Here is a 20,095-nt window from a genome sequence, read left to right on the forward strand (position 1 = left end):
CTCTCCCCTTTCTTTTGTCGGTAGGACCAACTGGTATATGAGTACGGATACTCATTACAAGACCCGAGCGACATCGTTGCCGCCCGGGTCTTTGTTTCAACTATGAGGATACGGTCCCAACGGCCGACATCCTGCATACAGACTCAAGCGAGTCTTACGCCTTGACGGTCGCAACGCCCCTGAAGGACATGCTCGTCGTGCCAATGCCCTTGAAGCCATCGAGGGCCTCGCCGTTGGGCGCAGTGGACGGATCGTCCCAGGAAGCGGAGACGGTCTTGACGTGGACAACGGGGTACAGAACGGCGTTGTCGGCAATGATGTCGAAGCACTCGTTCCACTTCTTCTGCTGCTCGTCGCCCTCGGCGGCAAGAGCCTCGTCCATGAGACCGTGGAGCTTCTGCCACTCAGCGGACTCCTTCCACGGGCAACGGGTCTGCATCCAGACGTTGTCGCCGTACCACCAGTTGAGCAGCAGATCGGGGTCGGCGCCGAAGCAGGAAGGATCGCCAGGGGCAAGGAGGATATCGTAGGCCTCGCCGCCGTCGATGGCAGCGTAGGTGGCCGGCGAGGTATCGGTCTGGATAGTCACATCGAAGCCGAGAGCGTCGAGGTCGTTCTTGACCTGGGCGGCCATGCCCTTAATCTGCTCGTTGTCGGTGGTGCGCAGGGTGATGGCACCCGGGGTGATGCCGGACTCCTCGATGAGCTTCTTAGCCTTCTTGGCGTCGGTCTTGTACACCGTGGAAGCCTCATGATAGTTGGTGAAGCTCTTAGGCAGGTAGCAGCTGGCAGCGGTGGCAAGGCCGGCGAAGGTGTTGCTGACCATCTTCTCGGTGTCGAGCGCATACATGACGGCCTGACGGACCTTGACGTCGTTCCAAGGCTCCTTGGCGACGTTGAACATGATGAAGCGGGTACCGAAACCCTGAACGTTATCGATCTTGCAGCCGGCGCTCTCGAGCTGGTCGACGGCGTCAGCAGTAACGAGCTCCATAACGAGCGTGGAGCCCTCCTGTTGAGCGGTAACGCGAGCGGTGGGGTCGGTCAGGATGCTGTACTGGATCTTCTTATCCTCGGCAGCATACTCACCGTTGTACTCGGGGTTGGGAACCAGGGTGATCTCGGTATCGGAGATAGAGTCGTACATCCAGGGACCGGAGCCGATCGGCTGCTTGGCGCGATCCTCCTCGGTCTGGGTGGCCGGGGTAACGCGGATGATGGCAAGACGATCCTTGAGCAGGGAGAAGTTGGGGACCTTGGTCTTGACCGTCACGGTGCTGGCGTCCTTAGCCTCGATGGACTCGAAGGGCTGGAAGAACGGAGCGTAGGTAGCGGAAGCGGCGCAAGCGGTGTAGGAAGCGACGACGTCGTCAGCAGTGACCTCAGTACCATCGGAGAACTTGGCGCCCTTGCGGATGGTGACCTCGAAAGTGGTGTCGTCCACAGACTTGGGATCGTCGGTGGCGAGCTCGTTGAAGGTGCTATAGTCGTGGTAATCGATGCCGTAAAGGCCCTCGACGACATGCCAGTTAGCGCCCAGGCCAACAGCGGAGCCGGTGCTGGCGGGGTCGAAGCTGGACGGAGCGTAAGCGGAACCAGCGGTAATCACGCCGCCGCCACGGTTAGCGGAATCGGTGGAGCTGGCAGCGGAACCCTCGTCGCTGGAGCTGCCACCGCAGCCGGTGAGACCAAGGCCGGCGACAGCAGCGACGCTGCCGGTGAGGCCGAGGAACGAACGCCTGGACATACCCTTGTTGATGATGGCCATGTCTTCTCCTATCAATAGAGAATCTTACCCGGAGGCACCTAGACTTGCCCCCGCGCAACTTGCGGACGACATATACCTTACCTACCGACAAACCCAACTTGGGTGCCGCGCTCGGCGACCGATACATACATACGCTTGAACGGTATTTACTACCGTTCACCGAATTCATTGACAAACGATTCGACAGACAGTATGTATCGACGAGGTGAGATATCAGTCTTCGTCAACCCGCAGGATAGCAGGGTTATTCACCATGGCTAGTCAAACGTTTTAGCGTTAATAAAACCCGAAATCAGCAGGTAATCGCCGCGAAATAAATGATTGAAAATCAGCCAATCATGTATATCAGTTGTTTAGAAGCGCGTTTAGTTTTCGGAACGGCTGGCCGATGCCTGGGCGCGCTCGGCATTCCATGCAACAAGTGCCTCGTGGACCGCTTTGGCGACATCGGCCGGAACGCCTCGAACTTCCGCAATCTCCTGCTCGCTTGCCGCGCGCAAACGCTTCATCGAGCCAAAATGGCGCATAATGGCACGTTTTCTGGCGGGTCCCACGCCCGGAACGTCGTCAAGCACCGAAACCGTCATAGCCTTATCGCGCAACTCGCGATGGAACGTAATCGCAAATCGGTGGGATTCATCGCGAACCTGCTTGATCAGATAAAGCGAAGCGGAGCCGGTCGGCAGCACGACGGGAGTCTCGTCCCACGGCACGAAAACTTCCTCATCGGCCTTTGCCAAGCCACAAACTGGTATATCGAGGCCAAGCGCCTCAAGTTGCTTAATTGCAGCGGTCAATTGCGGCTTGCCGCCATCGACAACGAGCAAATCGGGGCGCGAGCCAAAGCGCTCGTCCGCCATGCGCTCGGGAGCATAGCGACGCCCCAGAACCTCGGACATCGATACGAAGTCGTTCGCCTCGTCCAATTCGGCCTGAATTTTAAAGCGACGATACTGGCCCTTGTCGGCACGGCCGTTGGTAAATACCACCATCGAAGCGACGGTAAAGGTGCCGTGCAACGTCGAGATATCGAAGCACTCGATGCGCAACGGCGGCGCAGGCAGCGCCAGCGCGCTTTCGAGCTCCAGGAGCGCTTGATTGGTGCGATCGTCAGCATACCCCGTGCGCATCATGTAGCGCATGAGGGCATGGCGCGCATTTTTGGAAGCCATATCGAGCAGGCGGTGCTTTTCGCCGCGCTGCGGCCTATGGAGATGGCAAGAGCGTTCGCGCTTGCCCGCAAGCCACTCCCCCAACGCTTCGGCATCCTCAAGCTCGACAGAGAGATTGATCTCGGCTGGAATATCAGCCGTCTCGTCGTAATAGCGCTTAAGAAAGCCCGATTGAAGCTCTTCCTCGTCGACATCCAGGCCTTTATCGAGGATGAACTCACAAGTTCGAACCGTTCGGCCCTCGCGAACGACAAAGACACAGGCGGCAGAGATAGTCTCTTCGCGATAGAAGCCGATGACGTCGATATCGACGCTCGATGGAAAAACGACCTGTTGGCGATCGTCCAGGCCCCTAATGACTTCCAGGCGACGCTTGACGCGCGCCGCACGCTCAAAATCGAGCGTCTCGGCTGCCTCCGTCATCTCGGACGTAAGCTCGTCAACGACATCCTTGCGATGGCCCGACAAGAAACGTTCGACACGTTTGACGTTCTTGGCATAGTCGGCAGGGGAAATCGCGCCGACGCATGCGCCCGGCCCGCGCCCGACATGGTAGTCAAAGCAGGGACGCCCGTTTTGCGCGCAAATCATATTGACGATGTCTTCTTCGCCCTTATGAGATTCGACGATGCGGCGGCAGCGGCGCCATTCCGCACAGGATGCCGAGCAAATAGGAATAACCTTGCGTAGCGTATCGATGGTCTCACGCGCCGCACGGCTATCGGTATAGGGGCCAAAATAGCGCGTTCCCGGTTTATGACGCTCTCGCGTGTATTTAATAGCCGGAAACAAGTCGCTCTTGGTAATGGCGATAAAGGGATAGCTTTTATCGTCTTTGAGATCGACGTTAAAGTACGGATGGTACTGGCCAATCAGATTGCGCTCGAGCACCAATGCCTCGTGCTCGGTCTCCACCACGATATAGTCGAAACTCGCCACCAGCTGCATCATGAGCGGGATCTTTTGACGCTCGTCCTGCAGTGTCACGTATTGACGCATACGGGCACGCAGGTTTTTTGCCTTGCCCACATAGATGACATCACCCTTGGCATCTTTCCAAAGGTAGCAGCCGGGTTGCGTGGGAACGCGCGAAACCTGCTCGGCAAGTGTTGGAATGTTGTCGTGACCTGCCACGCGCACCTACTTGCGACGAAGCAGCGCCGAGACCTCGGGCATCTTAAAGACGAAGGCGAGACCAAAAGTTACAGCGAGCGAGACGACGCCTGCAACACAAACGTAGCCCAGGGTAATTAGGATCGAACTGCCAAGCGCTCCGACAAAGTGCTCAAGTGCCCACATGACGCCGGCACCCGCGGCAGCGCCCAAGCCACCGAACAGTAGGCCGAAGAAACCGCCATGCAGGATAGACTTGACCTGAAGGCCATGCAGACGACGGCGCAGCCACCACAGTGAGCATCCGACCAAGACTACGTAGTCAACGACGTACGAAAGCGCAATTGCCGGCATACCGTAGCCCAGCACCACGCCAAACAGCAGCACCGAACCGGCCTGTCCAATGGCAGAGTAAAGGCAATAACGACCGTAGGGCTTCATGTCGAGCAAGGCCGAGAAGCTCTTCTGCATGAGCACGACCACGCCGTAGAGCGGCAGGGAAAGTGCCAGATAGATAAGGAACTCCGACACCAGCGCCACACCGGATTCATCGAACTTGCCGGCGCAGTAGATCATGTTGAGCGGACGGGCGAAGACGATCAGATACATCGCAAACGGAATCAGGAAGAAGAGCATCTGGGCGACACCGCGCGAAATGCCCGTGCGGACGCTGTCGTAATCCTTCTCCTGCGCATCGTGAGAGAGTTCGGTATAAAGTGCCGTCGAAAGCGAGGCGGCGATCAGCGCATAGGGCAATGTGTACCACAAGCGCGCATATGCGATGACGGAAGGGCCGGTCTCGGGCTGCACCACCAGCGCGGCGGCATTGGTAATGGAGGTCGAGACAAACATGCACACCGTGGCGAGCAGCGTCGGGATACCAAGCGCGATCGTCTGTCGCAGCGCGGGATCCTTAAAGTCGATATGGATATGAGGATGCACGCCATGCTTGCCAAGCGCGGGAATCTGGCAGGCCATCTGGACAAAGACGCCGAGGGTCGTACCAACTGCGATCAAGATAATACCGGCCTGCTCGCCAAATTGTGCAGACACGGAAGCAAAGCCCATAAAGCTGGCGATGACGATGACATTGTTGAGAACCGGGGCAAACGTCGACCAGAAATAGTCGCGATGTGCGTTGAGAACGCCCGAGAACACCGAGCCCAAGCCATAAAACAGAATTTGAATAGCAAAGAAGCGGAACATGAACGCAGCGGTATCCATGCTGCCGCCATCGCCCGAAAGGAACGACTGCGTCCAAATAAAGCCGGGAGCAAACACGGTGCCCAGCAGCGAGATACCGCCCAGCAGCAGAAGCAGAATACCAAGCAGGTTGCCGACATACTCGTTCGATGCCTCGCGACCCTGCTCGCGCCTCACACCCATATACACCGGCAAAAACGCCGTAACGAGCATGCCGCCCATCACGAGCTCGTAGAGCATGTTGGGCAGGTTGTTGGCAACCTGATAGGAGGACGAGAGCAGCGACATACCGATGGCGGCCGCCATGGCCCACGTGCGGATAAACCCGGTGACACGCGACACGATGGTCAGCACGGTCATAAGGCCAGCAGAACGACCAACCGTGGAGTAGTCCGACGAACCCATATCGTCTACGTCGTCCTGAGAGTCCTCATAAACCTCATCTTGTGGCGGCAAATCGTCCACGACGGCAAAGGAGCCGGTCATCGCAAAGGGATCGTCAACCAAAACGGCGTCATCAGCAGGTGCGGCGTCATCGCTGTTCGGCATGTTGTTACCGGATACGGCATCATCATCGAATATGGCATGGTCGCCAAACACCGTGTCAACTTCATTGGCGGCGACGGTTCGGGCAGAAAACGACAGAGGGTCCCAGTCGTCATCACCGTCGATGGCCACGCCCTCGACGGGATCGGTCGAACCAAGCGGCGACCATTCGTCATCCGAAAGAAGCGGTTCGCCATCATCATGAGCCGTGGGCTTGGCGGAACGAGCGGCAGGAGCGCTCTGCGGTGTGCTCTTTCCCTGGGCTGCCATCAAAAACACCGCCGTCTCATCGGGACGCGGCGCACGAGGAGCCTCGGAGGCGATCGGCATCACGCTGGCGCTCGATTGAGCGGCGGCCAAAAAGACAGCCGTCTCATCGGGACGAGCCGAAGAAAGAACCGTACGGGGAAGTGCCGTGCCGGCACCGGCGGCACGCAAGTACACGGCCGTCTCGCCCGGGTCAGCGGCAGCGGACCAGGCGTTTCGAATCTCGTTATCGAACGAAGCGGCCTCGGGCGCGGGCGTCTGAGGAGCCGACCCTTTTGCAAAGTGAGCTCCGCGCTTTGATTCTTCCTGCGGCATCGCTCAGTCCTCTCTCGTGATCGGGGCAACCGTCGCCCCGCAAAATGCAACTAAGTCATCGGGAGCAAGCTCAAGCTGATAGCCGCGCTTGCCACCCGAGATAAAAATGGTATCCCAAAGGACGCATGTCTCATCGATCAGCGTCCGGAATCGTTTTTTCATACCGACCGGACTGCAACCGCCGCGGACATACCCCGTCGCGGCAAGCAAATCTTTGACATGCATCATGGTCAGCGACTTTTCGCCTGCGGCGCGCGCGGCGGCCTTGAGGTCGAGCTCGTCGGCAACGGGAATGCAGCACACGACATGGTCGTTGGACGGCGTCGTGCAGACCAGGGTCTTAAATCCCTGACCGGGCTCCTCGCCAAGCTGCTCGGAAATCGCGACGCCCAGCCCCGACGATTCGTCGCCATCGTCTTCGTACGTATGGAGAACATAGGAGATGCCGGCGCTTTCCAGCTCGCGCATGGCGTTGGTCTTTGGCGTCTTCACGGCCTTCGGCATGGCATATCCTTTCCCTCATATAAGAACGCAATTTTTAAGTATATGTCCATTTGCGCGGCATACGCTATCTCGACAAAGAGAGCGCCACCGAATCGCAAGGAATCGGCGGCGCTCATGTTTCAAAAACACCTATGTATTAGGCATCGAGTTGCGCTTGACGCTCCTTATCGCGTTTGAGCAACGGCGCCAAGAACTTGCCGGTATAGCTCTGCGGGCATGCCGCAACCTGCTCTGGCGTACCCGAGACCACGACAGTTCCGCCACCGTTGCCACCCTCGGGACCCATATCGATCAGACGGTCGGCGACCTTGATGACATCGAGGTTGTGCTCGATCACCAACACCGTATTGCCCGCATCGACTAGACGCTGCAACACATCAAGTAACTGGCGAACGTCCTCAAAATGAAGACCGGTCGTAGGCTCGTCCAAAATATAGAACGTCTTACCCGTCTGACGGCGATGAAGCTCCTTGGCGAGCTTTACGCGCTGCGCCTCACCACCCGAGAGCGTCGTGGCGGGCTGGCCCAAGCTCACATAACCTAGGCCGACGTCATACAGGGTTTGAAGCTTTCGCTTGATCTGCGGAATATTCCCAAAGAAAGCCAGTGCCTCGGCCACGCTCATGTCAAGTACGTCCGAGATAGTCTTGCCACGATAGGTAACCTCGAGCGTCTCGCGGTTATAGCGCTTGCCGCCACAAGCCTCGCAGGGAACATAAATATCGGGAAGAAAGTGCATCTCAATCTTGATCTGGCCGTCGCCCTTGCACGCCTCGCAGCGTCCGCCGCTCACATTAAAGGAGAAGCGTCCCGGCGAGTAGCCACGCGCCTTCGACTCCGGCGTGCTCGCAAACAGCGCGCGCAGATCATCCCACAGGCCAATATAGGTCGCAGGGTTCGAACGCGGCGTGCGACCGATCGGCGACTGGTCAATGTCGATCACCTTATCGATGCACTCGATGCCCTCAATCTTCTTGTACGGACCCACGGGACGCGTCGAACGGTGGATGGCATTCGTAAGCGCGGGCGCAATCGTATCGGTGACCAGGGAGCTCTTGCCCGATCCCGAAACACCGGTAACGACTGTGAGCGTACCGAACTCAATCTTGGCGGTAACGTTTTTGAGGTTGTTGGCGCGGGCGCCCGTGATCTTAAGGCAGCCGCGGCCGGGCTTGCGGCGCTCGTCTGGCACGCGGATCATCCGCTTGCCGGTCAAATAAGCACCCGTCATGGAATCGGGGCACGCCATGATATCGGCAGGCGTTCCCGCGGCGACCACGTGCCCGCCGTTGACGCCCGCGCCTGGCCCCATATCGATCACATAGTCGGCAGCACGAATCGTGTCCTCATCGTGTTCAACGACGATAACGGTGTTGCCGATATCGCGCAGGCGCTCGAGTGTCTTAATCAGCCGCTCGTTGTCGCGCTGGTGAAGACCAATCGAAGGCTCGTCCAGAATATAGAGAACGCCCATGAGGCCCGCACCGATCTGCGTAGCCAGGCGAATGCGCTGCGCCTCACCGCCGGAAAGCGTCGCCGAAGCACGATCGAGCGTCAGATAATCAAGGCCGACATCAACCAGAAAACGCAAGCGTTCCAGGATTTCCTTGACGATACGACCGCCGATGAATTGTTGACGCTCGGTGAGCTCAAGGTCCTCAAAAAACTCGAGCGACTCGCGGCACGACAGGCAACAAACCTCATAAATGGACTTGCCGCCCACGGTGACGGCGAGCATCTCGGGGCGCAGGCGAGCCCCATGGCAGCTCGAACACGGCTCCTCGCGAATGTACTTCTCCAGGCGCGCCTTAGTGTTCTCGTTGGTCGTCTCGGTATAGCGCTCGTACAGGATATTGCGCACGCCCGAAAACTTGGTGTCCCACTGGCTGCGACGACCGTCGAGCTTTTGATAGTCCACCGAAATCTTCTTGTCGCCCATGCCATCCAAAAATGCACGGCGCACTCGCGGAGGTAGGTCTTCCCACGGTGTATCCGCGCTCACCTTAAAGTGCTTACAGACTGCGGCGAAGATCTGGGGGTAGTAGTTCGAATTGCCGAACAGGCTTCCAAAGACCCCATCGGCAATCGACTTCGACGGGTCCTCAATCAGCGCCTCGGCATCGACCGTTTTCTTAAAGCCCAGACCATCGCACTCGGGACACGCACCATAGGGCGCGTTGAACGAAAAGTCGCGGGGTTGTAGGTCGTCGATGGAGTGCCCGTGCTCCGGGCACGCCAGAGCCAACGAATACTCCAGCAGCTCGCCCTCGGTTCCCTCGGGAGCATCGCGATCGGGCAGCATGTACACGTTCACATTGCCGTGTGCCAAGGCAGTCGCCTGTTCAACCGACTCGGCGATACGGCCCAGAGAGTTTTCCCGAATCACGATGCGGTCGACTACGACCTCGATATCGTGCTTGAACTTTTTGTCCAGATCGATGGGGTCGTCGAGCGAGCGTACTTCGCCGTCGACACGCACGCGGCTAAAGCCCTCAGCCCGAAGATCCTCGAACAATTTTGCGTACTCGCCTTTGCGCCCGCGCACCACCGGTGCCAGCACAAACGCACGACGACCCTCTCCCGCTGCCAGGACCTTATCGGCGACCTGGTCGGTGGTCTGGCGTTCGATAACGCGACCGCACTCGGGGCAGTGTGGCGTGCCCACGCGTGCAAAAAGCAAGCGAAGGTAGTCATAAATCTCAGTTACAGTACCCACCGTCGAGCGCGGATTCTTGGACGTCGTCTTCTGATCGATCGAGACGGCCGGCGAAAGGCCGTCGATCGAGTCTAGATCGGGCTTGTCCATCTGGCCTAAAAACTGGCGCGCATAACTCGACAGGCTTTCCACGTAGCGACGCTGACCCTCGGCATAGATCGTGTCAAACGCCAGCGAGCTCTTGCCCGAGCCCGAAAGACCGGTAATGACCACGAGCTCGTCGCGCGGGATGGAAACATCGATATTGCGCAGGTTGTGTTCGCGCGCACCACGGATAACGATAGAAGAATCAGACATGGAAGCTCCTTGCCTCCTATAACCTCAAATCACACTGTCGATGAGTTTAACGCACTCAACGCGCACAGATGTTCGTAATACAAGATTCGCAGACCTTTTGCTTTGCGTGTCGGGTGCTTTGTTTCTCGAAATGCCGTGGAAAGGTTAGAGTAATCTAAAACTGAACTTAATTTGCTGTAACAGAGGAACGTCCATGACCGAAGATATCCCCCTTGAAATCACTTCGAGTGGCATGGCCAATCTGCCCATATTCATCGCCGTCCTTATCGTGGCCGCCGTCGTCGTGCGCGTGTATTTTTCAATCAAACACAACGAAAAACCGCCCATTGCCCGCGTCTTTTGGTGCGCGATGCTCCTCATCCCGCTCGGCATGGTAGCTGCATGGATTACGAATCAATTGCTCGTAAATGAGGACTGTTCCCTATGGGTCCTTTCTTATTCGGCGCTCGGTGCTGCCGCCGTCATACTTCTTGTCGAGCCCTTGGTTTCGGGACTTATCGACCAAACCGATCTTGCGACGGGAACGGTTGCCTGTATTTGCCGCGACATCCTTGTCGTCGCCGCTGTTTCAGCGCTCTCGTTCGTTTCACTCGAAATTGCCTGCAACGAAACGTTCTATCGCATTCCCGCCAACTCATTCGGGTTTTCCGTTGGGCTGCTCGCGACGGTTCTGCTCTCCCTTTATTTGCTGGGACAGCGTCATGGAGGAGTCATGGCCCTCGTGCCCGTCGTCTGTTGTACCCTTGGCATTGCCGAGCACTTCGTCATAACGTTTAAAGGCGAGGCCATCCTGCCGAGCGACATTTTGGCATTGGGCACCGCAATGGAAGTAAGTGAGGGATATGAGTTCACCTTCACTGCAGGAATCGTAACCTCACTCGCCCTGCTGGAGATTTCCCTGGGGCTTCTTTCGCTTATCCGACCGCGAAAGCTCCGTACGCCCGCCCATGTCTTCCCCGCAATCGCCGCTAACCTCTGCGCTTTTCTGCTAGTGACCGTTGTGGGGCTCTTGGGCTTTTCCAACATCGACTTGGAGCAGTCGCTGGATTTTGGATTTGACCGTTGGCAGCCCATCACCACGTATGCGTCTCAGGGTTTTATCACTTCGTTCACCGAAATGGTCAACGAGTTGCCCATTGAAAAGCCCGAAGACTATACGCCCGATGAGGCGCAGAGCATCGAGCAGGAGCTCGCCGCCGCCTACGACAGCACGTATGGCTCGAGCGAGCAGCGCGCGGCGGCCGTTGCCCAGTTCAATGAAATCAAGCCGACGATTGTTGCCGTCATGAACGAGAGTTTTAGCGACCTTTCGTGCTTTGAGCAGCTCCAGGCGGCCGGGTACACCGGTCCCGCATTCTACAACTCGCTTCCCGACACACTTGTTCGCGGCACCATGCTCGCTTCGGTCACCGGTGGCGGAACGGCGAACTCCGAATTCGAATTTTTGACCGGAGCGACAACGGCCTTTGTCGGATTAGGCAAAATCCCCTATCAGCTGTATCAGATGAATGGCGTCAACAGCCTGGCAAAGGACCTTAAAGAGCTCGGGTATACCACTACCGCTATGCACCCGCAAAACCCCGTCAACTACCATCGAGATAAAATCTATCAGCAGCTGGGTTTTGGAGACTTTCTTTCAATCGGCGATTTCGAAGGTGCGCCCTATTACCATGCCGGCGTATGCGACTACGCCACCTACGACAAGATACTCGACCTGCTCAGAACCGACGAAGCCCCGCAGTTCATCTTTGACGTCACGATGCAAAATCACGGCGGCTACGACTATGGCACCGTTCCCGCCGAAGAGCTGACAAACTATTGGGTCGAGGGAGCCAGCGAGGGCGCCAATAGCGCGCTCAATACCTATCTCACCTGCATCAATGCATCCGACCGGGACCTCGAGTACTTTATCAATGAGCTCCGCAATATCGGCAGACCGGTTGTTCTTGTCTTTTTTGGCGACCATCAGCCGAGCGCCGCAACGACTCTCAACGACGAGCTGTACCCTCAGGAAGATACGGCAAGCCACGCTTTCCGTATCTATCAGTCGACCTATTTCGTCTGGGCTAACTATGAAATCGCCGGCAATACCGAGCTCAACGTCTACGACACCGTCGGGGCAAACGAGATTGCAGCTATTACCCTTAATAAGATCGGCGCCCCGCTCACTGACTATCAAAAGGCCCTGCTTGCAACAAGGTCAGATGTGCCCACCATCAATGTCGCCGGCTATCTTGGTGCCGACGGGCTGCGCTACGACTTGGAATCTGAAGACAGCCCATACGCCTCGACGATCGACAAGCTGCAGCGCATGCAATACCTCGAGTTCGCCAGCAAAGTTCAGTAAGCCCGCCCATTCGCTTGGACCCATCGTATTGCAAGCACGCTCGGCCCAAATGCATCGCAAATGACTCCCGCTCGCAAACGAGGGTACAATGACGCTCGTGTCACATCGCGGGGCCCCGGCCCCAACATATACAAAGGAGTCATACATGGGTTGCGAGCACGCACAAGCAGCCGGCGGACAATCAACGCCGTCGCAATTTGAAGAGAATACGCTGTCGGAGGTCAAGCGCGTTATCGCTGTGCTTTCCGGCAAGGGAGGCGTCGGCAAGTCGTTTGTGACGGGCGCCATCGCAACCGAGCTCGCCCGCCGCGGCAACAAGGTTGGCATTCTCGACGCCGACATCACCGGCCCCTCCATCCCCAAAATGTTCGGCATGAGCGGACGCCATGTCCATGCCCTCGGCAACCTCATGCTGCCCGAGATCTCCGAGCACGGCGTCAAGGTCATGAGCTCCAACCTGCTGCTTCAAAACGAGACCGATCCCGTCCTCTGGCGTGGTCCGGTCATCGCCGGCGCCATCAGGCAATTCTGGAGCGAAACCTCTTGGGGCCCCATCGACTATCTGCTGGTCGATATGCCTCCGGGAACGGGGGATGTCGCACTCACCGTCTTCCAGTCACTGCCCGTCGATGGCATCGTCATCGTCACGAGCCCGCAAGACTTAGTCTCGATGATTGTCGCCAAGGCGGTCAACATGGCCGAGAAGATGAACGTTCCGATTCTGGGCATTGTCGAGAACATGAGCTATATCGAATGCCCCGACTGCGGCAAGAAGATCGAGGTCTTCGGCAAGAGCAAGCTTCCCGAGGTCGCCGAGACCTATCATCTCGACATCCTTGGTCAGCTGCCCATCGATCCCGCGCTCGCCGAAGCCTGCGACAAGGGAGAAGTCGAAACCGCGCTGCCCGCCGGCATGCTGCCCCAAGCCGTCTCCGCCGTTGAGGCCATCGCCCCGCACAAGACAGACGAGGCCTAAGTGAACGCAAGCGCCTTCTATGACGTCTTGGTGATCGGCGGCGGGGCCTCGGGCCTCGCCGCCGCCATTACGGCGGCGCGTGTCGACAAAAGCGTCTGCGTCGTCGAGCGCGACGTCGCCTGCGGTCTCAAGCTGCTCGCAACCGGAAACGGCCGCTGCAACCTCTCAAACGAATCCATCGACATTCGGCGATATAACCGCCCCGCCTTTGTCGAATCCATCATGGGCCCCCAACCCGAGCAAGATCTCGAGAGTTTTTTCTCCTCGCTGGGCATCATGACGATCCGTGAGGAAGGCCGCCTATACCCGCGCTCCCTTCGCGCCGAGTCGGTTCGCGATGCACTCCTCAATGCATGCGAGCGTTTGGGCATCACCCTACTCTGCGGGACTAACGTCATTGCGGCTCATAAGGCTTCCGAAGGCTGGACGCTTCAGATCGACCGTCCCGCTCATGTACTCAAACCCAAAAAGCACGGCGATCGAAAGACGGAGCTCCGTTCGCTTCGAAAGGCGCTAGCCGATGCTCCTCGCACGAGCGATACCCTGCAGGCAAGGGCCGTGGTTATCGCTACAGGCGGCAACCCCACCGGCATCGCCGAGGTGTTTAGCCTTCCCTTGACGCCCCTGTGCCCCGTCCTGTGCCCCGTATCGGCATCAGTTGTCGGCGACCAGACGGCACTCGAAACTCTGGATGGTCTGCGCGTCCGGGCCCGTTTAACGCTCTCGCGCAGCCACGAAGAGCTCTGGCGAGAAGATGGCGAAGTGCTGTTCCGTGCCTTCGGCATCTCAGGCGTCGCCGCCTTCAATCTCTCTCGCCGTATCAACCAGGGCGACACTGTTCTGATCGACTTCTTTCCAGATTTCTCCAAAGATGAGCTGCTCGATACGCTCGAGCAGCGTGTCAACGTGCTCGGCGATTTTTCGCCCCGAAACTCCCACTGGCTTGACGGCATGCTCGCCCCGCAGCTCTCACACGTCGTCTGTACGGCATTCGAGCGGTGCCATCCCGGCTCGCGCGATGTCATCCACCTGGTCTCAATCCTCAAGCACTTTAAACTGTCCGTCGAAGGGACGGCAGAGGAGCGCTCAGCACAGGTCACGCGTGGCGGCATATCTATCGAGTGCGTCTCGACACCCAATCTTTACGTGAACAGCACCACAGGCGCCCCGCTTTACGTCTGCGGAGAAGCGCTCGACATCGACGCCGATTGCGGAGGCTTTAACCTTGCGTGGGCCTGGCTCTCGGGCATTCGCGCTGCAAGCAGCCTGTAGCCGCGCAGTCTATAATCAAAAACGCATTCGGGCCGTCTGGGATACCGGACGGCCTCTTTCTTGCCTCTAAGGAGACCTCGATGATCGAAATCACCCAAGTCAACGCGTCGCTCGATGAAGCCGGCGATGAAAATGCCTGCCTCATTGTTGGCAAGCGAGTCGCCAAGCGCGTCCTACGTTGCAAGGACTCCGAGATCAAGTCCATCGAGCTCCACCGCAAGTCAATCGACGCCCGCAAAAAACGAGACGTCCATTTTATCCTAAGCTTTCGTGTTGAGCTGACTAGTCCCCACCTCGAGCGAGAAGCGGTCGACAGCGTTGCCGAGCGTGACCGCTCGCGCGTACGCGCGATAGAAGACGATGGGTCTTCATTCCCCACCCCCGTCTCCGACGCACCTCAAGAACGCCCTGTCGTTGTCGGCGCCGGATGCGCCGGCCTTTTCGCTGCGCTTACGCTCGCCGAAGCAGGTCTTAAGCCCTTGCTCATCGAGCGCGGCGACCCGGCATTTCGCCGCTCGCATGCGATCGACCTCTTTCTAAAGGAGCGCATCCTCGACCCCGAGAGTAATATCCAGTTTGGTCTGGGCGGCGCGGGGACCTTCTCGGACGGCAAGCTCAATACGGGAACAAAAAATCCCGCCCATCGCCTTATCCTCGAAACCTTCGTCGAGGCGGGTGCGCCCCGCGATATTCTGTGGGATGCCAAGCCGCACATTGGCTCCGACATCCTTCCCACAGTTGTCACCGCTATATCCCAGCGCATCGAGCAGCTCGGAGGTGTCGTCCGTTATCGAACGAAGCTCGTCGACATTCGCATCGACGCGTCTGGCACCATTGTCGGTATCGACATCCAGTCGTCCCACGACGCGACAAGCGAGTCAATCAACACAAAGCATCTCATCCTTGCTTGCGGTCATTCTGCCCGCGACGTATTCGAGGTTCTCAAAACCCATCATGTCGCCCTCGCTCAAAAGACGTTTGCCATGGGCGTTCGCATCGAACACCCGCAGCGTGATATCGATCGGGCGCAATATGGCCCCGCAGCGGGTCATCCCGCGCTCGGAGCAGCCCCCTATAAGCTCGTTGCCCATCTTCCCAACGGCCGCAGTGTGTTCTCATTCTGCATGTGTCCCGGCGGACAGGTTGTCGCCGCCTCTTCAGAGCCCGGCCATCTGTGCGTCAACGGCGCCAGTCTCAACGCCCGCGCCGGCCGCAACGCAAACGCCGCTCTCCTCGTTAACGTCACGCCCGATGATCTCCCCAGCGATGATCCTCTTGCAGGCGTAGAACTCCAGCGCATTTGCGAGCGGGCTGCCTATCGCCTTGGCGGCTCCAACTGGAACGCACCGGCACAGCTCGTCGGCGATTTCCTTGCAGAACGCGCCAGCACGACATGCGGCAAGGTAAAGCCCACCTATCCGCTCGGCGTGACTTGGACAGCAATCGATGAGTCATTGCCGCAACATATCATCGAGTCGCTTCGTCTGGGAATTCCCTTGCTCGGCAAAAAACTGCGTGGCTACGACCATCCCGATGCCGTCCTCACCGGTGTTGAAACACGCTCGAGCTCTCCGGTCACCGTTACTCGAGACCGGCAATGCCATGCTGTATCGACCCCGGGGCTCTACCCTTGCGGCGAGGGAGCCGGATATGCCGGAGGAATCATGAGCGCCGCTACCGATGGCATCCGTTGCGCCGAAGCCCTGATCGCAGACCTCTAGCGCACGAATTCCAGCACGCAAAAGACACAGGCCCCGAGCTCCACAGGGAACTCGGGGCCTGTTCGCTATTTCTTAAACCGTGCACCCTGGCGTTTTCTGCCCGATGCGAACGTGGAACCCTTGCGGGCCTGCGAACGTAAGCGCTCGATCGTCTCGTCCTCAGACGCACCCTCGAGCATCGCCCGAATCTGAACGACAGCATCGCGCAGGCGCGCCGCCTCCTCAAAGTCCATGGCGGCAGAAGCGTTGCGCATATCCTCTTCCATGGTTTCGACGATCCGCACAAGCTCGTCATGCGGCAGTTCTTCCAACTGCTCCGCAAGTGTCTGCTCGGGCGCCACCGTCTCCGGCGCGGCGCCCTCGCCGTTTTCGTCAGGCGTATAGAACGCACCGTGACCCAGCGAATCGCCTCTCGAGCGTCCCTTCGAGCCCACAGTCTTTTCGGCCTCGGCAATAAAGCTCGAAATGTCGTTAATGGCCTTGCGGACCGTCTTGGGAACAATGCCATGCTCTTCGTTATATGCCATCTGAATCTCGCGACGGCGCTGCGTCTCCTCGATGGCTTCTTTCATCGAATCGGTCACAACGTCTGCATACATGATGACCTCGCCGTCGGCATTACGGGCCGCACGGCCAATCGTCTGAATCAACGAACGGCGATTGCGCAAGAAGCCTTCCTTGTCAGCGTCGAGAATTGCCACCAGCGAGACCTCAGGAAGGTCTAGACCCTCGCGGAGCAGGTTGATGCCAACGAGAACATCGATCTTTCCCTCGCGCAGCGTTCGCAGGATCTCGACACGGTCCATCGTCGCCGTATCGGAGTGCATGTAATTGACCTTAATGCCGGCATCAAGCAGATGGTCGGTCAGGTCCTCGGCCATGCGCTTGGTGAGCGTGGTCACCAGCACGCGCTCCTTGCGCGCCACGCGCTCGCGAATCTCGTCCTCAAGATCGTCAATCTGCCCACGAACCGGACGAACGTCGATCTTGGGGTCGAGCAGACCGGTCGGACGAATAATCTGCTCAACGTCGTTCTGGCTAACCCGCAGCTCATAGTCGCCCGGCGTGGCCGAAACGTAGATGAACTGGGGAATCCTCGCCTCAAACTCATCAAAACGAAGCGGGCGGTTATCGAGTGCCGAAGGCAGACGAAAACCATGCTCCACCAGCGTCACCTTACGCGAGCGGTCGCCTTCGTGCATGCCGCGGATCTGCGGCACCGTCACATGACTCTCGTCGATGATGCAGAGCATATCCTTGGGAAAGTAATCGATTAGGGTAAACGGCGGCTCACCCGGCTTGCGACCGTCCAGATGACGCGAGTAGTTCTCGATGCCGTTGCAAAAGCCCATCGTCTCGAGCATCTCAAGATCATAATCGGTGCGCTGCTGCAGACGCTGCGCCTCGAGCAACTTGTCGGTCGCCTTGAGCTCCGCCACGCGCTTCTCGCACTCTTCGCTGATCGATTTCAGAGCCGCCTTGACCTTCGGCTTCTCGGTCACGTAGTGCGATGCCGGCCATACGGGGATGGCCTCGTACTCACGAAGCATCTCACCGGTGACCTCATCGATCTCGGCAATCAGCTCGACCTCGTCGCCAAAGAACTCAAACCGCAACGGATGCTCGGCATAAGGCGGATACACGTCGACAACATCGCCGCGCACGCGAAACGTACCGCGCGCCAGGTCATAATCATTGCGATCGTATTGAATATCGATGAGCGCATGGATAAAGTCATCGCGCTCGAGCGGCACCTTCTTGTCGACGTTTGGAGCCAGACCCGCATAGTCCTCAGGAGAGCCAATGCCATAGATACACGAGACCGATGCGACAACGATTACATCGCGTCGAGAGAGCAGTGACGCGGTCGCCTGATGGCGCAGCATCTCGACCTCTTCGTTAATCGAGGAGTCTTTCTCGATATATGTATCGCTTTGCGGCACATACGCCTCGGGCTGATAGTAGTCGTAATACGAGACGAAGTAGACCACAGCATTATTGGGAAAGAACTCTTTGAGCTCGCTTGCAAGCTGAGCGGCGAGCGTTTTATTCGGAGCCATGACCAGCGTCGGCTTTCCCAGGGCCTCAATAGTCTTTGCCATCGTGAAGGTCTTGCCCGAACCAGTCACACCCAGCAAAACCTGATAGCGGTCTCCGTCCCTCACACCCTGCACAAGCGACTCAATGGCCTTGGGCTGGGAACCGGCAGGCTCATAGGGAGAAACGACTTCAAACGGCACCTCAGCGCCCTCAACGCCAAAGCGCTTAAGTTCACCGCCAACGCGTTCTACTTCAAATTCCGCCATGGATACTCCTAACTCATACATCTGCAGTATATGCAGGCGGTGGGCTTAGTCCTATACGAACCGATCAGGATAGAGAGTCTTATAGCGAACCCAGGCATTATTGACGCGAATCAGATAAGCCTGCGTCTCGGGAAAGGTGATCGCGTTGTGAAGCGATGTGTCCTGCTGCGCCCAACCGTCCACATTACCCATGCCGGCGTTATATGCAGCAATAGCGCTGTCCGTCGACCCGTTAAAATACGTTAGAAGATACGAAAAATACGCACAGCCAAACTCGATGTTCGTAGCGGGATCGTTAAGGTTGTCGGCTGAATACTCACTACCATCGACAAGACCCAAGGCAATCATATCCTGGGCAGTCTCAGGCATCAGCTGCATCAATCCCCGAGCGCCTTGAGTCGACTCAGCCTCGGGATCCCAATTCGATTCAGACTTTATAACAGCACACACCAGATACGGATCAAGATTGTGCGAAATGCTCGATTGCTTTACATACGCCTCGTAGTCAATCGGATACAAAGGCTTAAAGAAGGCGGCAGGAGCATACGAGTAGACGAGCGAAATAAGGCCGAAGACGAACACAACGGCAAGTGGCGCCACGCGATACCACGCAAAGAAACGTGTCTTAGGCATCGGCATCCTCCTTATCCGCTACATCCCCGAAGCCATGGCGCGCAAGCCATGCGTCCAGTTGTTCATAGAGCGAATTATCGCCTGCCGCATTATCGATTACCGTCGTAGCGAGATTGCAAAGCGAAGCCTCATCAGGTTGGCATGCAGAGCGAGCATCAAAATCAGAGGACCCCATACCACGATGAATGGCACGCTCGCGACGAACTGCTAAAGGAGCGCTGATAACCAGAATTTCATCAGCCAGGCCAAAAGCATCCTCAAAACCAGTCGGGGCAGAAACCTCGACAACCGCAAAGGGATAACGGGGGGACGAAACCGTGCAGCAAACCGGATCAAGAATCCTCAGCGACAACTGATCGATAAGGACCGGATGGACAATACCGTTGAGCCGAGCGACGGAATCAGGAGAAACAAAAGCTCGAGAGGCTAAAACGCTGCGACGAACGCCGCCCTCCTCGTCAAGAATGTCCCAGCCAAATTCCTCAGCGAGTGCGCCAACGAGATCAGAACCCGGAACATATAACGATTTTGCGAGATCATCCAAATCAATGAGCATGGCGCCGCGAGACTCAAGATAGCGACAGGCGGTCGACTTACCCGAAGCAATATTGCCCAAGACAAAAACGGTAAACATCAAGTCCTCCCTAACGCCAATGGGAGTTATTATCGCGCAAATACAAAAGAAGGACTCAAAATACAGCCAAACAGTAAGACAAGCTAAACGAAGGCGAGTTCTTGTATTACAGCTCTCTATCAAACGAAAAAAGGGGGAGGCCGCGAGGCCTCCCCCTTCTACATTCCCAATGGCGGCACGGTGCCGTCCACCGGTCAGCGGCGCCCTGGCCTCCCACGGGCTGACCCCGCAGTACTCTCGGCGCGATGGGGCTTAGCTTCCGGGTTCGGAACGGGACCGGGCGTGCCCCCCATGCTCTGGCCGCT

12 protein-coding genes and 1 rRNA gene are annotated in these 20,095 nt (G+C 57.8%); 4 read left to right on the forward strand and 9 right to left on the reverse strand.

The genetic code is table 11. The features are described from left to right. Positions 1–154: 154 nt before the first annotated feature. From AAAX73_RS08530 to uvrA, 5 genes are all read right to left on the reverse strand, one after another. A complete protein-coding gene (locus AAAX73_RS08530; protein WP_349125621.1) occupies positions 155–1,768 on the reverse strand; it encodes an ABC transporter substrate-binding protein in 1,614 nt (537 codons plus the stop codon). A 365-nt stretch (positions 1,769–2,133) separates the two neighbouring features. Then, positions 2,134–4,074: an excinuclease ABC subunit UvrC gene (uvrC, locus tag AAAX73_RS08535; protein WP_349125622.1), complete on the reverse strand. Its 1,941-nt coding sequence runs from the start codon at positions 4,072–4,074 to the stop codon at positions 2,134–2,136. Between the two features lie 6 nt (positions 4,075–4,080). Further along, positions 4,081–6,384 carry a lipid II flippase MurJ gene (locus AAAX73_RS08540; RefSeq protein ID WP_349125623.1) on the reverse strand — a complete coding sequence of 768 codons (2,304 nt, stop codon included), beginning with the start codon at positions 6,382–6,384 and terminating at the stop codon, positions 4,081–4,083. A gap of 3 nt (positions 6,385–6,387) precedes the next feature. Then, positions 6,388–6,888 carry a Cys-tRNA(Pro) deacylase gene (gene ybaK / locus AAAX73_RS08545; protein WP_349125624.1) on the reverse strand — a complete coding sequence of 167 codons (501 nt, stop codon included), beginning with the start codon at positions 6,886–6,888 and terminating at the stop codon, positions 6,388–6,390. Positions 6,889–7,024: 136 nt separating this feature from the next. After that, complete coding sequence (uvrA, locus tag AAAX73_RS08550; protein WP_118081930.1) at positions 7,025–9,901, reverse strand: excinuclease ABC subunit UvrA; 2,877 nt, start codon at positions 9,899–9,901, stop codon at positions 7,025–7,027. Between the two features lie 193 nt (positions 9,902–10,094). On the opposite strand from uvrA, the gene AAAX73_RS08555 reads away from it, so the two are divergent. The 4 genes from AAAX73_RS08555 (at position 10,095) to AAAX73_RS08570 (ending at position 16,217) form a co-directional block, all read left to right on the forward strand. Further along, complete coding sequence (locus tag AAAX73_RS08555; RefSeq protein WP_349125625.1) at positions 10,095–12,248, forward strand: LTA synthase family protein; 2,154 nt, start codon at positions 10,095–10,097, stop codon at positions 12,246–12,248. A 145-nt stretch (positions 12,249–12,393) separates the two neighbouring features. Next, positions 12,394–13,224: an Mrp/NBP35 family ATP-binding protein gene (locus tag AAAX73_RS08560; RefSeq protein ID WP_349125626.1), complete on the forward strand. Its 831-nt coding sequence runs from the start codon at positions 12,394–12,396 to the stop codon at positions 13,222–13,224. Next, the gene (locus AAAX73_RS08565) at positions 13,225–14,496 is read left to right on the forward strand and encodes an NAD(P)/FAD-dependent oxidoreductase (protein WP_349125627.1); all 1,272 of its coding nucleotides are present in this window, start codon (positions 13,225–13,227) and stop codon (positions 14,494–14,496) included. A gap of 80 nt (positions 14,497–14,576) precedes the next feature. Further along, on the forward strand, positions 14,577–16,217 hold the full coding sequence (locus tag AAAX73_RS08570; RefSeq protein WP_349125628.1) for an FAD-dependent protein: 1,641 nt from the start codon (positions 14,577–14,579) through the stop codon (positions 16,215–16,217). Between the two features lie 65 nt (positions 16,218–16,282). Here the strand turns inward: AAAX73_RS08570 and uvrB are convergent, their stop codons facing one another. From uvrB to rrf, 4 genes are all read right to left on the reverse strand, one after another. Then, positions 16,283–18,523, reverse strand: coding sequence for an excinuclease ABC subunit UvrB (gene uvrB / locus AAAX73_RS08575; RefSeq protein ID WP_349125629.1), 2,241 nt, complete (start codon positions 18,521–18,523; stop codon positions 16,283–16,285). Between the two features lie 51 nt (positions 18,524–18,574). Next, the gene (locus AAAX73_RS08580) at positions 18,575–19,156 is read right to left on the reverse strand and encodes a lytic transglycosylase domain-containing protein (RefSeq protein WP_349125630.1); all 582 of its coding nucleotides are present in this window, start codon (positions 19,154–19,156) and stop codon (positions 18,575–18,577) included. Then, positions 19,149–19,790, reverse strand: coding sequence for a dephospho-CoA kinase (gene coaE / locus AAAX73_RS08585; RefSeq protein WP_349125631.1), 642 nt, complete (start codon positions 19,788–19,790; stop codon positions 19,149–19,151). The genes AAAX73_RS08580 and coaE overlap by 8 nt, the downstream gene beginning before the upstream one ends. A gap of 192 nt (positions 19,791–19,982) precedes the next feature. Further along, a 5S ribosomal RNA gene (rrf, locus tag AAAX73_RS08590) occupies positions 19,983–20,095 on the reverse strand; the annotation flags it as partial.

The organism is Collinsella sp. CLA-ER-H9, assembly GCF_040092295.1.
Lineage (GTDB): Bacteria > Actinomycetota > Coriobacteriia > Coriobacteriales > Coriobacteriaceae > Collinsella.